This window comes from Bradyrhizobium sp. SZCCT0231 (assembly GCF_018130245.1).
Classification (GTDB): Bacteria; Pseudomonadota; Alphaproteobacteria; order Rhizobiales; family Xanthobacteraceae; genus Bradyrhizobium; species Bradyrhizobium japonicum_F.
In genome coordinates this window covers 219311-234645 of the sequence record NZ_JAFCKP010000002.1, presented here as the reverse complement: position 1 = coordinate 234645, position 15335 = coordinate 219311, and the positions used below count along the sequence as shown (strand labels likewise).

Genomic DNA, 15335 nt, shown 5'->3' with positions numbered 1-15335 from the left:
GTCCTCAGCTCGCCGCGCGCAGATTCACCTTGCTCTCCGCAAGCTTCGTCAGCTTCTTGTCGGTCGCCTTTTCTTCCTCGAGCGTCTTGGCGAGCACCGCCGCGCAGTCGTTGCGGCCGAGCTGCTTGGCCCAGGCGATCAGGCTGCCGTAGCGGGCGATCTCGTAGTGTTCGGCGGCCTGGGCCGCATTGATCAGCGCCGCGTCGAGCACAGCCTTGTCGGCAACCTCGCCGGCGGTCTCGTCGGCTTCCTCGATGATGCCGTCGATGGCCGGGCAATCGACCGCCTTCACGGCGACGCCGTGCATCCTGAACACTTCCTCAAGTCGTGTGACGTGCTGGTTGGTTTCCTCAAGGTGCGTCAAAAAGCCCTGTTTCAGCTGCGGATCGGTGGCTTTGCTCGCCATCTTCGGCAGCGCCTTGGTGAGCTGCTGCTCGGCGTAGTAGATGTCCTGAAGCTGATGCACGAACAGGTCGTTCATGGTCTTGATGTCCTTTGTGAACAGTCCCATCGTTCCGATCCTCTCGGGTTTTGGGAACACGGAGGCGCCGGCTTGCACGAGAAGCCGCATGATTCCGCCATGTTCGATTGCTGATGGAGCCTAACGGGCACGCGGCATCGGCGTTCCAAACAGGCCGATAACCGCTTGCGCTGGAACAATGCGGACGGCGCCAGGACTTGAAATCATGTCGGCACACCAAGCGCGCGAGCGGGGCCGGTTTCACGACTCATATGCTTAACGCGCAGCCGATATGAACCGCGTATGACAAAAGTGGCCGGTCCAACGCAGAACCTATTGTTGTCAAGGGCTGCACAAGCCGCTGTTTTTGCCTTAAATGAGCTGGATCATGCCTAGCGATCGATGCTTGCTTTGGCCGTAATCGCGCCCGACCGGCCAATGCCTGGCCCGGTCGGTCTTTGCCCCCCGCCGGGAGGATGAATGCACGGACTGCTGCCCGCGCTGAAACGCGGCTTCAAGAGATGGATCGGCTGGCGACGGCTCGGCATTGCCGCAAGCGTCTTCATCATCGCCTTCGCGATCACCACGCTGGTGCGGACCCTCAAGGGCATCGATACCGGGGTCATCCTGACCGCATTGACCGAGATTCCCCGCGGCAGTATCGGGCTGGCGGCGATCTGCGTCTTCTTCGCGTTCTGTACGCTGACCTTCTACGACTTTTTTGCACTGCGAACGATCGGCAAGAAGCACGTGCCCTATCGCATCGCGGCGCTCTCCAGCTTCACGTCCTATTCGATCGGCCACAACATCGGCGCCACCGTCTTCACCGGCGGAGCGATCCGTTTCCGGATCTATTCGGACTACGGGCTGAACGCGATCGACGTCGCGAAAATCTGCTTCCTGTCGGGCCTGACCTTCTGGCTCGGTAACATCTTCGTGCTCTCGATCGGCATGGCCATCCATCCGGATGCCGCCTCCTCGATGGACCAGCTCCCATCGTCGATCAACCGCCTGATCGCGCTCGGCGGCCTCGCCTCGATCGGCGCCTATCTGGTCTGGCTCTGCATGGGCGAGAAGCGCCGCGAGCTCGGCCAGAAAGGCTGGAAGGTGGTGCTGCCATCGGCACCGCTGACATTGGTGCAGATCCTGATCGGCGTGGTCGATCTCGGCTTCTGCGCCACGGCCATGTACCTCTTGATGCCGGCCAACCCGCCGATCGACTTCATGTCGCTCGCCGTCGTGTTCATTCTGGCAACCCTGATCGGCTTTGCCAGCCACGCGCCCGGCTCGATCGGCGTGTTCGATGCCGCCATGCTGGTGGCGCTGCCCGAATTCGGCCGCGAACAGCTTTTGGCAACGCTGCTGGTGTTCCGTATCCTCTATTTCGTGATTCCGTTCGGCCTCGCCATCTCCATCATGGGCACGCGCGAGCTCTGGATGAACGTGGTCGAGCCATGGCAGGAGCGGCGGCGGCTGGCGGAGGCCTGCGCGCAGGCCAACCTGCCCAAGCAAGTGACGCCGATGGAGCGCGAGCGGTTGCTGCGGCAGGCCAACAAGCGTTAAGGCGGCTGGCCCAGACAAAGGTTGCGGGCGGCGGAGCAATGCTCTCTTATTTCCGCCTCAACTTTGCCGTTGAAGACCCCGCCATGATCCCTCTATCCCTTCGTACCATCGCCGCAAGCGCTCTGCTGCTTGCCGCGATTCTGACGGCCTTGCCGGCCGAACGCGCCGCCGCTCAGGACGCCGGCACCATACAGATCAGCTGGGAGGTGCGTAACCGCTTCCGGCTGTTCCGCGAGGAGCGCGACTTCCTGCTCCATGTCGAGAACGCGCGTAACCGCAGCATCCTTGCCGCTGAACAATCGCTGGAGCTGCAGAGCGAGGGCCGCGGCTGGGCCCGCAACATGGTCAACCGCCTGTGCATCGACCTCCAGGGCCGGGTCAACCAGCCCTGCACCCGCGACAACGTCAAAGAGAATTACATCACGCCGATCGATCATCCGGTGACCGTGCGCCTGACCGGCGCGGTGCCGGTCGGCGCCACCTGCGCCTGGTCGTTCGATGACGGCGACGGACCGCAAGCCTCGACCTTCGACTGCGCCGAGCCGATCAATTTGCGCGTCCGCTACGGCAAGCAGACGGTTGCGACCGTCGATGTCTCCGCCGGCTCCGATCCGACCCAGCGCGTCCAGACCGAGATCCAGGTCCGCGACATCTTCGTCGCCGGCCTCGGGGACAGCATCGCCTCCGGCGAGGGCAATCCGGACCGGCCGCTGGCGCTGTCGGACGAAGGCTTTTGCTTCCGCTCCTATCTCGGCACCGCCGGCGCGCAGTATTACCGGCCGAGCCGCCACGGCTTCAAGGGCGGGCGCGCCTGCGAGGCGCCGGATACGCTCGCCAACTGGCAACGCTACAGCGCGCTCTGGTTCAACGCGCCCTGCCACCGCTCGCTATACAGCTACCAGACGCGCACCGCGCTGGCGCTCGCGGTGCGCTACACCCACATCGCCGTCACCTACCTGCCGCTCGCCTGCACCGGCGCCAGCATTGGCGACGGCCTGCTCGGCTCGCAGCGCGCCCGCGAATGCCCGCCCGGCAAGACCGGCGTCTGCAACACCAGCGTGACCGCCCAGGTCGCCGAGCTGCGCGAGGCAGTCACCGCGGCAAAGAAGCGCCAGCCCGACCGCACGCTCGATCTCGTGCTGCTGTCGGTCGGCGCCAACGACGTCTATTTCTCCGGCCTGGTCGCCGACGTCATCGTCGACACCGCGACCGAGCGCGCGCTGTTCCGCCGCTCCGGCGTGATGGCGAGCGTCGATGATTCCCGCGATTCGCTACAGCGCGAGCTGCCGCAGAACTTCGTCAAGCTGCGCGAGGCGCTGAAGCTGCTCGTCGGCGGCGACCTCTCGCACGTGGTCTATGTCTCCTACGCCAATCCTGCGCTCGGCGACGGCGGCGCGCCCTGCCGCGGCGGCCGTGCCGGCTTCGATATCCATCCGGCCTTCAACGCCGATCCGCAGCGCCTCGCCCGCGTCTCCACCTTCGTCGACACGGAATTCCTGCCGCAGCTGAAGGGGCTCGCCACCTGCACCCGTGGCGCGCTGTGCCGCGATCCCGAGGCCGACCGCATGACCTTCGTCGACGCGCATCAGGCCGCGTTCGCCGATCACGGCTTCTGCGCCCATTCGGGTAACGATCCCGAATTCGACCGCAGCTGCTTTGCCGGGAACGGCCAAAGCTTCAACCCCGATATCGTCAGCGCGGCGAGCCAGCCGATGCTGTGCGGCCGCGGCGCCTCGGAATATCGCGCCTACCTGCCCCGCGCGCGCTGGATCCGCGACGCCAATGACAGCTATTTTGCTGCGATGACCTATCCGCAAGGCTTGCCGGCGGCGAGCCAGCCGACCGACATTCACGACGCGACCTGGGGCGTGCTCTCCGCCGTCTATGGCGGCGCGGTGCATCCGAGCGCCGAAGGTCATGCCGCGATGGCGGATGCGGCGCTGCCGGCCGCGAGCGCCGTGCTCGGGCTCGATGCGGTGCCGCCGAACGTGACGCGCGGATTTCTGCCGCAGCTGCTGCCGAGTGCGCAGCAGTAACGCGCGCTGCATCTACACCCTCGGTGGTCATCGCCCGCCTTGATCGGGCGATCCAGTACTCCGTAACGGTTGTGATGAATCGAAACGCCGCGGCGTACTGGATTCCCCGCCTTCGCGGGGAATGACAGCGGTGTGCGTGGCGGGCACGTTTGCCAACACCCCGGTCGTTCCCGCTCCCGCCCTTCAATCAATCCAAAAACGGTATCGATCGATACCCCCTTAGACTTGGACACCCTGCCGCGCGCCTCTACGACTCGCGGTGAGGAAACATTCGAGCTTTGAACGGACCGCCGCGATTGCTGCCGGTTCGTCGTCGGCAGGATCGAACGGGTCGTGCTGAAACGTTCCTCCTGAGCGCTCCGGGACAACCGGAGCGGGACAGGCAACTCAACGGCGGCTTCACGGCCGCCGTCTTTGTTTTGGGGATGATCGATGCTAGAAGTGCCGGGGAAACGCCTTATTCATCTAAGGCATGTATCGATGTTCGACCTCAACCAGCTCCGCTGTTTCGTCACGGTGGCGGAGGAATTGCATTTTGGCCGCGCCGCTGCGCGGCTGAACATGACCCAGCCGCCGCTGTCCCGGCAGATCCAGGTGCTCGAGCACATCATCGACGCGTCGCTGCTGGAGCGCACCAGCCGCTCGGTGCGCCTGACGCCCGCGGGACGCAGCTTCCTGCCGGAGGCGAGGCGTATCCTCAAGCTTGCCGAGAGCGCCTCGCAGGTCGCCCGCCGCATCGCGCTCGGCAAGACCGGCTCGCTGAAGATCGGCTTCACCGCGGCCGCCGCCTACGGCTTCCTGCCCGAGCTCGTCGCCGCCTGCCGCGCCAAGCTGCCCGAGGTGGACTTCTCGCTGAAGGAGATGGTGTCCGGCGACCAATTCGAGGCGCTGACCTCGGGCCAGATCGACGCCGGCCTGCTGAGGCCGCCGATCGCGCGGCCCGAGCTGACCAGCCGCCGCGTCGTCGCCGAGCCCCTGCTCGCGGCGATCCCGAAGAGACATCCGCTGGCGAACGCCGACAGCATCACCATCAAGGATTTCGACGACCAGCCCTTCGTGATGTACTCGCCCTATGAGAGCCGCTACTTCCACGACCTCTTGGTGGCGCTGTTCACCCGCGCCGACGTGCTGCCGCGCTACGTTCAGCATCTCAGCCAGATCCACTCCATCCTCGCGATGGTGCGCGCCGGCCTCGGCCTTGCCATCGTGCCGGCCGCAGCCGCGAGCCTGAAGATCTCCGACGTACGGCTGCGCCCGCTGAAGCTGCGCACCCGCGTTCCCGTCGAGCTGTTCATGGTGTGGCGGCGCGAGGACGAGAATCCGCTGCTGTCGGCGCTGGTCAAGATCGCCGGCGAATTGTCCTCCGCGGAGCTGACGGAGGATTGATGCTCAATCCGCATCGGTCGATATAGGCTTTGGCTTGGACGCGCATCGAACGGTCTCCTAAACCACGGCGCATGGACGCGCAGGCTTGCGTCCTCCACAACACGCACGAAGGGAGCAGCGCCCGTGAGCAAGATGACCCCGCAGGAAATGGCCCAGAAGATCGGATCGGGCCTCCTGTCCTTCCCCGTCACGCCGTTCAAGGCTGACTACTCCTTCGACGAGGCGACCTACCGCGCCAACATGGACTGGCTGTGCGGCTATGACGTCGCCGGCCTGTTCGCCGCCGGCGGCACCGGCGAGTTCTTCTCGCTGACGCCCTCAGAGGTTCCGCAAATCGTCAAGGTCGCCGTCGACGAGACCAAGGGCCGCGTGCCCGTGCTCGCCGGCACCGGCTACGGCACAGCGATCGCCCGCGAGATCGCGATCGGTGCGGAAAAGGCCGGCGCCGACGGTCTCTTGCTGCTGCCGCCCTATCTCACCCACTCCGAGCAGGACGGCCTTGCCGCCCATGTCGAGGCGGTCTGTGCCTCCGTGAAGATCGGCGTCATCGTCTACAACCGCGACAACGCCATCCTCCAGCCCGATACGCTCGCGCGCCTCGCCGAGCGGTGCCCGAACCTCGTCGGCTACAAGGACGGCATCGGCGACATCGAGCTGATGACCCGCGTCTACACCAAGCTCGGCGACCGCCTGACCTATATCGGCGGCCTGCCGACCGCGGAGACGTTTGCGCTGCCCTATCTCGACATGGGCGTGACCACCTATTCCTCGGCCGTGTTCAACTTCGTGCCGGAATTCGCCACCAACTTCTACGCCGCCGTGCGCAAGCGCGAGCATGAGACCATCCATGCGGGCCTCAAAAACTTCATTCTGCCGCTGATCGCGATCCGCAACCGCAAGAGGGGTTATGCGGTCTCGATCATCAAGGCCGGCATGAAGGTGATCGGCCGCGATTCCGGCCCGGTCCGTCCGCCGCTGACCGATCTCACCGAGCCGGAGATCGCGGAGCTGACCGCGCTGGTGAAGAAGCTGCCCGCCGCACGATCGTCACAACAGGCTGCAGAATAACAAGACAACAGGGAGGAGCGTGCGATGGCCCGGACCGAGATTTCTGGCGCGTCAGTCGCCGGCGCACCTGTTATCACGGCGATGCAGGTGATCCCGGTCGCAGGCCGCGACAGCATGCTCCTCAATTTGAGCGGCGCGCATGCGCCGTTCTTCACCCGCAACATCGTCATCCTCACCGACAATGCCGGCCACACCGGCGTCGGCGAGGTGCCGGGCGGACAGAAGATCTGGCAGACGCTCCAGGACGCCCGCGATCTCGTGATCGGCAAGACCGTCGGCGCGATGAACAACATCCTGGCCGACATCCGCACCGCCTTCGCCGACCGCGATGCCGGGGGCCGCGGCAAGCAGACTTTTGATCTTCGCGTGATGATCCATGCGGTCACCGCCGTTGAGTCCGCGTTGCTCGATCTGCTCGGCCTGCACCTTGGGCTTCCTGTCGCAGCACTGCTCGGCGAGGGGCAGCAGCGCACGAGCGTCGAGACGCTCGGCTATCTCTTCTTCGTCGGCGACCGGCGCAGGTCGAAGCTCGACTACGTCACCGGCGAGACCGGTAAGGCGGAATGGTTCAATCTCCGCCACCAGGAGGCGATGACGCCCGAGACCGTTGTGCGGCTCGCGGAGGCCACCCACGACCATTACGGCTTCGCCGATTTCAAGCTCAAGGGCGGCGTGCTCCGCGGCGAGCAGGAGATCGAGGCCGTCACCGCCATCGCAAAGCGCTTCCCCAACGCGCGCGTCACGCTGGACCCGAACGGCGCCTGGTCGCTGGATGAGGCGATCCGCCTCTGCAAGGACATGCATGGCATCCTCGCTTATGCCGAGGATCCCTGCGGCGCCGAGGCCGGCTTCTCAGGCCGCGAAATCATGGCCGAGTTCCGCCGCGCCACGGGCCTGCCGACCGCCACCAACATGATCGCTACCGACTGGCGGCAGCTCTCCCATGCGCTGCGCTTAGGGTCGGTGGACATCCCGCTGGCCGATCCCCATTTCTGGACCATGCAAGGCTCGGTGCGCGTCGCCCAAACCTGCCGTGACAACGGCCTGACCTGGGGCTCGCATTCCAACAACCATTTCGACATTTCGCTGGCCATGTTCACCCATGTCGGCGCCGCGGCCCCCGGCAAGGTCACTGCGATTGACACCCACTGGATCTGGCAGGACGGCCAGGCGCTGACGAAGGAGCCGCTCCAGATCAAGGGCGGCAAGATCGCCGTGCCCGACAGGCCGGGCCTGGGTATCGAAATCGACAGGGCGGCCATCGACGCCGCGCATGAACTCTATAAGAAGCATGGACTCGGCGCCCGGGATGACGCTATGGCCATGCAGGACCTGATCCCCGGCTGGACCTTCGACGACAAGCGTCCCTGCCTGGTGCGTTAAGAACACTTCCTTTGGAGGAACGAGATGACTGCGATCCTGAAGAACTTCATCGGCGGCGAGTGGGTCGACGGCTCCGGCGTCACCAAGAACATCAATCCCTCCAACACCAACGACCTCGTCGGCGAATACGCCAAGGCCGACAAGGCGCAGACCGAGAAGGCGATCGCAGCGGCCAAGGCCGCCTTCCCCGCCTGGGCGCGCTCGACGCCGCAGGAGCGCTATGACGCGCTGAACAAGATCTCGGCCGAGATTCTCTCCCGCAAGGAAGAGCTCGGCCGCCTGCTCGCGCGCGAGGAAGGCAAGACCCTGCCGGAAGGCATCGGCGAGGTCGCGCGTGCCGGCCAGATCTTTGCGTTCTTCGCCGGTGAAGCGCTGCGCCTGATCGGCGAGAAGGGCGCTTCCGTTCGCCCCGGCCTCGACGTCGAGCTTACCCGTGAGCCGGTCGGCGTCGTCGGCATGATCACGCCCTGGAATTTCCCGATCGCGATCCCGGCCTGGAAAATCGCCCCGGCGCTCTGCTATGGCAACACCGTCGTGTTCAAGCCGGCCGAATTGGTGCCTGGCTCTGGACATGCGCTCGCCGAGATCATCACCCGTTCCGGCATTCCCGCCGGGGTGTTCAACCTCGTGGTCGGCTCCGGCTCCGTGGTCGGCCAGACCCTGCTGGACCATCCCGATGTCGCCGCGATCTCCTTCACCGGCTCGGTGCAGACGGGGCGCAAGATCGCGCAGGCCTGCGTGCTCTCGAACCCCATGAAGAAATTCCAGCTCGAGATGGGCGGCAAGAATCCGCTGGTCGTGCTCGACGACGCTGACCTCAAGACCGCCGTCGAGGTCGCCGTCAATGGCTCCTATTTCTCGACCGGCCAGCGCTGCACCGCCTCGTCCCGCCTGATCGTCACCGAAGGCATCCACGACCGCTTCGTTGCGGCGATGGCCGAGCGGCTGAAGGGCCTGTCGGTTGACGACGCGCTCAAGGCCGGTGTGCATATCGGCCCGGTGGTCGACCAGAACCAGCTCGACCAGGACCTGCGCTATATCAAGATCGGCCAGGACGAGGGCGCCAAGCTCGCCTTCGGCGGCGAGCTGCTCAAGCGCGAGAACCCCGGCCACTACCTGCAGCCGGCGCTGTTCACCGAGGCCAACAACAACATGCGCATCGCACGCGAGGAGATTTTTGGCCCGGTCGCCGCCGTCATCCGCGCCAAGAACTACGAAGAAGCGCTGGCGATCTCCAACGACACCGAGTTCGGCCTCGCCTCCGGCATCTGCACCACCAGCCTGAAATACGCCACGCACTACAAGCGCAACAGCGAGTCCGGCATGGTGATGGTCAATTTGCCGACCGCCGGCGTCGACTATCACGTGCCGTTCGGCGGCCGGAAGGGCTCGAGCTACGGCGCCCGCGAGCAGGGCTCCTATGCCCGCGAGTTCTACACCACGGTGAAGACGGCTTATACGTATCCGGGGTGAGATATCGTAGGGTGGGCAAAGCGAAGCGTGCCCACCGCTTACGTACGGTATGAAGATGGTGGGCACGGCGCGTTGCGCCTTTGCCCACCCTACGATTTCTACAAATCCGGAGTCCTTTCATGGACCAGGACGTCGCAGCGAAAGAGCAGCCCCGTTACATCAAGCTCAACGAGCGCGACAACGTCGCGATCGTGGTCAATGATTTCGGGCTCCCCGCCGGCTCCCGCTTTGCCAGCGGCCTGACGCTGCGCGCCTTCGTGCCGCAGGGACACAAGACCGCCCTGGTCGACATCGCGGAAGGCGCACCGATCATCCGTTATGGCGAGATCATCGGCTACGCGCTGTCGCCGATCCTGGCCGGCGAATGGGTGGACGAAGCGCGCATCCGCATGCCGGAGGCCCCTGCCCTCGACAAGCTGGAAATCTCCACCGCCGTCCCCGCGCCGCTGCCGCCGCTCGAAGGCTTCACCTTCGAGGGTTACCGCAACCCGGACGGCTCGGTCGGCACCAAGAACATCCTCGGCATCTCCTCCTCCGTGCAATGCGTCAAGGGCACGATGGAATATACGGTGAAGCGCATCCGCGCCGAGCTGCTGCCGAAGTACCCGAACGTCGACGACGTCGTACCGCTGACGCATGCCTATGGCTGCGGTGTCGCCATCACCGCGCCCGACGCTGTCGTGCCGATCCGCACCCTGCAGAACCTCGCGCTCAACCCGAATTTCGGCGGCGAGATCCTGGTCGTCGGCCTCGGCTGCGAGAAGCTTGCGCCGGAGCGCCTGGTGCCGGAAGGTGTGAACGATGCCATCGTCCGCATGCAGGACGAGGCCTTCGACGGCTTTGGTGCGATCGTCGATGCGATCATGACCCAGGCCGAAGCGCGGCTGAAGGTGCTCAACACCCGCAAGCGCGAGACCTGCCCGGCCTCCGATCTCGTCATCGGCCTGCAATGCGGCGGCAGCGACGCCTTCTCCGGCGTCACCGCAAACCCCGCCGTCGGCTTTGCCGCCGATCTCCTGGTGCGCGCCGGCGCCACCGTGATGTTCTCGGAAGTCACCGAAGTGCGCGACGCCATCCAGTTGCTGACCCGGCGCGCCATCAACGAGGATGTCGGCCGCGCCCTGGTGCGCGAGATGGCCTGGTACGATTCCTATCTCGCCCGCGGCGGCGCCGACCGCAGCGCCAACACCACGCCCGGCAACAAGAAGGGCGGCCTTGCCAACATCGTCGAGAAGTCGCTCGGCTCGATCGTGAAGTCCGGCTCCTCCGCCATTACCGGCGTGCTGTCGCCCGGCGAGAAAGCGACGCAGAAGGGCATGCTGTTCGCGGCGACGCCCGCAAGCGACTTCATCTGCGGCACGCTGCAGCTCGCCTCCGGCATGACGCTGCAGGTGTTCACCACCGGCCGCGGCACGCCCTACGGGCTCGCGGCAGCGCCCGTGATCAAGGTCGCGACCCGCAGCGAGCTCGCGCGGCGCTGGAAGGACCTGATCGACTTCGACGCAGGCAGCATCGCCACCGGCGAGAAGACCATCGAGGAATGCGGCTGGGACCTGTTCCGCCTGATGCTCGATGTCGCCTCCGGCCGCACCAAGCCGTGGTCGGACCGCTGGGGCATCCACAACGATCTGACGCTATTCAATCCGGCGCCGGTGACCTAAAGCGTTTTCAAGCGAAGTGGGTATCGGTTCGCGTAAAGAAAACGCGTCAAAACAAAAAGGGGCCCCGTTCCGATTCCATCGGAACGGAAATGCCTCTAGCGGCCAAGTGGCTTCATTGACCGTCAATCAAGTGCATATCGCCTAGCGTAACGGGCAGGCTACGCGTGATCAGGTCCGCAATCGCCGCGCGCAATCGCTCGCTCGAAGCCGGACCGCCAAACGTCTCGTCGACCGGTCCGCTCGGGCCGGCAATCCGCACGGTCCCGGTGTTGTCGAGCGGTGCGGCCGCGCGCTTCTCGATCACGTCGAACGTCTTGCCGTCGATGACGCGAACTTCGTACAGCGCGTGGATCAGGCCGTAGTCGGCCAGCAGCGTCCGGTATTCGGCGAGCCCGACGCCCTCGACGTTGCGTCCATTGCCAAGCTTCGATCTCGCGCGGGTGATGACGATGTACGCGTCCAACCCCTGCGGCGCGATATCGCTGCGAACCAATTCCTTGAACGGATCGCTGCGCAGGAGGTTGACGGGCGCAACCGCCGAATCCCTGACGGCAGCGAACGCGGCGCGCCTGTAATTCACCGGCTGCACGCGAAAGCGTCCGCTCAAGAGCCTCGTCGCCTGCTGGACGATCAGCTCGTCCAGCCCCCATGCGCTGATCGAGGCGCTTTGCGCGGCATCGCCGAGCCCGGTCAGGCCGGCTCGTGTCAGGCTCATCTCCTCGCCGATCGCCGAGATGATGCCGACGGTCTTGATCGCCTGAAGTCGGCTCGCGCGCGTCTCGAACGCCGCGGCGGCGCCGAGGGCGATGCAAGCGGCCGCGAGTCCAACCCATAGAAAAGCAATGCGGCGCATGACGGCTCATCGAATCCTGAAATCGAACGAATAGGACGCCCCGACACCGACGGTGGTCTGGTTCGACGATCCGCGCAGCTTCACCAACGGGCTGTCCGCGGCGTCACCGAGCAGCTTCTCGTACTCGACATAGGCGTGGACCTCCCACTGCGGATTGATGCGGTAGGAGATCTGGCTGCCGAAGCCGACCGAGTGCGCACCGCCCCTGGCGTCATACATCGGCAGCCCTGATGCCAGCGCCTGAGCGGCATCGACGCCGAAATACGGCGCGGTGGCCTTGGTGCTCTTCCAGGTGAAGCGCGGGCCGGCCGAGATCGTCAGCCGTTGAATCAGCGGGACGATGACGTCGGCGGAGACGTCGGCGACCGTGCCGGTATGGCCGCCCACACCTTGGCGCAACTCGCTGCGCAGGCGCAGCCAGTCCACCGGATAATATTCGACGAAACCACCGAGCTCGTATGCGGCGTCGACATTGCCGAGGCCGGTCAGCTCGGCATATTTGTCGCTCTTGCGCGAGGAGACGTATTTGAACGCTGGGCCCGCGCGAAAATTGCCGACGTCGAGCAACGCGATGCTGGCGCTGTCGCGGGGCCCGCGAAACTGGTCGATCGATCCGGCACGGCGGATGGTGAAGATCGGGATCGGACGAAATTTGCTGTTCTTCGATCCGACGAAATCAGGCGTGTATTCGCCGCCGATACCGACCATGACGGTCCAGCTTCCGGACGGCGAAGGCAGCATCGGCAGCTCGAATGGCGGAGCCGGCAGCGTGAACGCGGTTTGCGCCGATGCGGATTGCGCAGACGCCATGGTCGCACCGAGTGCAGCGAGACAGGCGGTCGTCCGCCGCGCCTTCACCGTGAGGCGGAGAGCGGCTTCGTCGATATGCTTCATTTCAGGGCCCCGGACCGGCCTTGCTGGCCGAGTCGACTGGTGTGGTTAGGAGCTCAGCATGTGGTCCGGCAAAATTGCCCCAAGATTGCAACGGGCGACCGCCCCTGCGACATTCCGCGCACCAGATGCGCCGCCGGACCAACATTGCCCCAACATTGCAGCGCCGCGCTCGAGCTCCAAAACTTCGACGGCCAGCGCCAGTCAGCCCTCCCGTTCCTGCCTTTTATTCGCCAAGCTCGCTGCCTTAATGGGAACCCTTGCGCACGAGCCGAAACGCCAGACTTCGGCCAGGGAGCGTCACGGTCAGGGTTTTGTTGCCCCAGCAGAGTCAAGGACGACCCGCGTGCGCTCCCTCGTGATCGAAGACGAACCACAGATCGGCGCCTATGTCAGCCGCCTGCTCGGGCAATTGCACGGTATCGTCGACCTCGTCGGCTCGATCGCCGATGCGCGCCAGGCACTGGACAATTTCAAATATGATCTTGCGATCGTCGACCGGATGCTGCCCGACGGAGATGCACTCCAGGTGGTTACGGCACTGAGCCGGTCGGCTGAACGGCCCGCGATCATCATGCTGACGTCCAAGGACACGAAGGAGGACGTCGTCGAAGGCCTCAATGGCGGCGCCGACGACTATCTCGGCAAACCGTTCGAACCGCAGGAGCTGATTGCGCGCGTGCGCGCGGTGCTGCGACGGCCCCGGCTGCTCGCCCCATCGGTGCTGTCGCTCGGCAATGTCGAGCTGCATCTCGGCAGCAACGAGGCGGTGGTCGCCGACACCAAGATCCTGCTGCGCCGGCGCGAGGCGCTGATCTTAGGTGCGCTGCTGATGCGGCGCGACCGCGTCATCACCCGCGCCGCCCTGATCGAGGAGATCTACGGCTTCGACGACGAGATCGAGTCCAATACGCTCGAAGCGCAGGTCTCGCGCCTGCGGAAGAAACTGGCCGAGCTCGGCGGCGACGTCGAGATCCGCAGCATGCGGGGCATCGGCTACATCCTGCGGCTGGCAACGCCGCGATGAGGTCGATCGCCCGAACCTTTGCGTTCTCGCTCGGCATCGCCGCCACAGCGATCTTTCTGATCATGGTCGCGATCTTCGTCTCGAGGTACCCGTTGGAGGAACGCGAGTTCAGAGCCTGCCGGGTCGTGGCCGCCGTTCTCGATCGTGCCACTGATACCGATGGGCAAAACCTGACGATACGTCCGACTCCCGCGCTCGAGGAATTGAAGGCCGACAGTCCAAACCTCTGGTACGTCGTATCCATCGGCGATCTCGTCAGCGAGTACGGGAGCGAGCACCGGCCGCCTCTCCCCTTCGCATTCCCCTATCGCGGGCCGGTCGGCCTGTCCGTCTTCAGCACCCACGACCAAAAGAGCACGTTCTGTCTCGCCGTTGCGCAACGGGGCTCCTTGCAGCTCACGACGATGGTCGGCGAGCCTCAGGTCCGCTTCGGACGAATGGCCGGGAACTTCCTTGTCAACAGGATTTCTTCGATCCTGCTGGTGGCGCTGGCCTTTGCGGCGACCGTCGCCATCGGCTCGGCGCTTGCTGCACGTTTCGTCTCGCGCGGCATCGAACGGGTCGCACGCCGCGCGCTCGCGATCGATCCGTCGGCGCCACAAGGCCTGATATCCTTGTCGGAGGTCCCCTCCGAGTTGAAGCCCCTGGTCGAGGCGCTGAACCGAGCTTTCGGCGAGATCGACGCCTATATCCGGATGCAGCGCCGCTTCCTCGGCAATGCCGCCCATCAGCTCCGTACGCCGCTGACGCTGCTGCGCGCCAAGATCGACGACGTGCCCGATCCGGCCCTGAAGGCCGAGCTGGTGCGCGACGTCCGCCGTCTCACCTCGCTGGTCTCGGCCATGCTCGACCTCGCGCGCCTGCAAAATCATGCGATCGCGAAGCGGCCGATCGATCTTGCCCAGATCACGCTGGATGTGCTGGCCGATTTCGGCCCCTCGGCGCTGGACGCCGGCATCGAGCTTGCGCTGGAGCAGGACGGGAAAGGTCCATTCATGGTGCAGGGCGTGGACGCTGCGGTCCGCAGCGCGCTTGCCAATCTCGTCGGCAACGCGCTCATCCACGCCCATGGCGCGCGGCGCATCGTCGCCACGCTCGGTAGCGATGGCATCTCGATTCACGACGACGGCGCGGGCCTGCCCGATGGCGCCGAACACGGGCTGACCGAGCCGTTTCAAACCGGCAACGCCGCCGGCAACGGCGCGGGCCTCGGCCTGTCGATCGTCCGCGAGATCATGGCCGCTCACGGCGGCGAATTGATCGTCGCTTCCGCGCCCGGCTGCGGCACGACGATGCGCCTGCGCTTTCCTGCGGCCGCCGCCTCGGTCAAATCTCCGCAGCTTGACCTGCAAGAGCGTTAGGCGGGCATCGGCGCTTCGGCGAAACCGTCCGGAAACATTGGTGCGAAAAACTTCTTCCGCGTTTCGTCCTTTCGCATCAAGCAACCAATATCTGCGCCGAAGGCGACGGGAATGTTCGCATGCGAGCGAACCTGTTTCGGCATCGAGGCGACCAAACCTCCGATTGACATCTT

At 65.2% G+C, this 15335-nt stretch carries 12 protein-coding genes; 9 read left to right on the top strand and 3 right to left on the bottom strand.

Annotated features, from left to right (window positions below):
• Positions 1-4 precede the first annotated feature (4 nt).
• On the bottom strand, positions 5-511 hold the full coding sequence (locus JQ566_RS08465) for a YciE/YciF ferroxidase family protein (protein WP_212371800.1): 507 nt from the start codon (positions 509-511) through the stop codon (positions 5-7).
• 429 nt (positions 512-940) lie between these two features.
• Between JQ566_RS08465 and JQ566_RS08460 the strand changes: the two genes are divergently transcribed.
• The 7 genes from JQ566_RS08460 to garD all read left to right on the top strand — a co-directional run bounded on the left by JQ566_RS08460 (position 941) and on the right by garD (position 11030).
• A complete protein-coding gene (locus tag JQ566_RS08460; protein ID WP_212371799.1) occupies positions 941-2023 on the top strand; it encodes a lysylphosphatidylglycerol synthase transmembrane domain-containing protein in 1083 nt (360 codons plus the stop codon).
• A gap of 83 nt (positions 2024-2106) precedes the next feature.
• Complete coding sequence (locus JQ566_RS08455) at positions 2107-4059, top strand: SGNH/GDSL hydrolase family protein (protein ID WP_212371798.1); 1953 nt, start codon at positions 2107-2109, stop codon at positions 4057-4059.
• A gap of 480 nt (positions 4060-4539) precedes the next feature.
• Entirely contained in the window at positions 4540-5445 is a 906-nt protein-coding gene (locus JQ566_RS08450; RefSeq protein WP_212371797.1) for a LysR family transcriptional regulator, read from the top strand.
• Between the two features lie 123 nt (positions 5446-5568).
• Positions 5569-6513 (top strand): 5-dehydro-4-deoxyglucarate dehydratase, encoded by a 945-nt coding sequence (gene kdgD / locus JQ566_RS08445; protein ID WP_212371796.1) that lies wholly within the window; start codon positions 5569-5571, stop codon positions 6511-6513.
• A 24-nt stretch (positions 6514-6537) separates the two neighbouring features.
• Entirely contained in the window at positions 6538-7896 is a 1359-nt protein-coding gene (gudD, locus tag JQ566_RS08440) for a glucarate dehydratase (protein WP_212371795.1), read from the top strand.
• Positions 7897-7920: 24 nt separating this feature from the next.
• Complete coding sequence (locus tag JQ566_RS08435) at positions 7921-9369, top strand: aldehyde dehydrogenase family protein (protein ID WP_212371794.1); 1449 nt, start codon at positions 7921-7923, stop codon at positions 9367-9369.
• 119 nt (positions 9370-9488) lie between these two features.
• The gene (gene garD / locus JQ566_RS08430) at positions 9489-11030 is read left to right on the top strand and encodes a galactarate dehydratase (RefSeq protein ID WP_212371793.1); all 1542 of its coding nucleotides are present in this window, start codon (positions 9489-9491) and stop codon (positions 11028-11030) included.
• Positions 11031-11142: 112 nt separating this feature from the next.
• Here garD and JQ566_RS08425 read toward each other — a convergent pair whose 3' ends face one another.
• Positions 11143-11883, bottom strand: coding sequence for a hypothetical protein (locus tag JQ566_RS08425; protein ID WP_212371792.1), 741 nt, complete (start codon positions 11881-11883; stop codon positions 11143-11145).
• A 6-nt stretch (positions 11884-11889) separates the two neighbouring features.
• The gene (locus JQ566_RS08420) at positions 11890-12777 is read right to left on the bottom strand and encodes a MipA/OmpV family protein (RefSeq protein WP_212371791.1); all 888 of its coding nucleotides are present in this window, start codon (positions 12775-12777) and stop codon (positions 11890-11892) included.
• Positions 12778-13120: 343 nt separating this feature from the next.
• Here JQ566_RS08420 and JQ566_RS08415 point away from each other — a divergent pair, with 343 nt between their 5' ends.
• Both JQ566_RS08415 and JQ566_RS08410 read left to right on the top strand, forming a co-directional pair.
• Positions 13121-13801: a response regulator transcription factor gene (locus tag JQ566_RS08415; RefSeq protein ID WP_212371790.1), complete on the top strand. Its 681-nt coding sequence runs from the start codon at positions 13121-13123 to the stop codon at positions 13799-13801.
• Positions 13798-15162, top strand: coding sequence for a sensor histidine kinase (locus tag JQ566_RS08410; protein WP_212371789.1), 1365 nt, complete (start codon positions 13798-13800; stop codon positions 15160-15162). The genes JQ566_RS08415 and JQ566_RS08410 overlap by 4 nt, the downstream gene beginning before the upstream one ends.
• Positions 15163-15335: the final 173 nt, after the last annotated feature.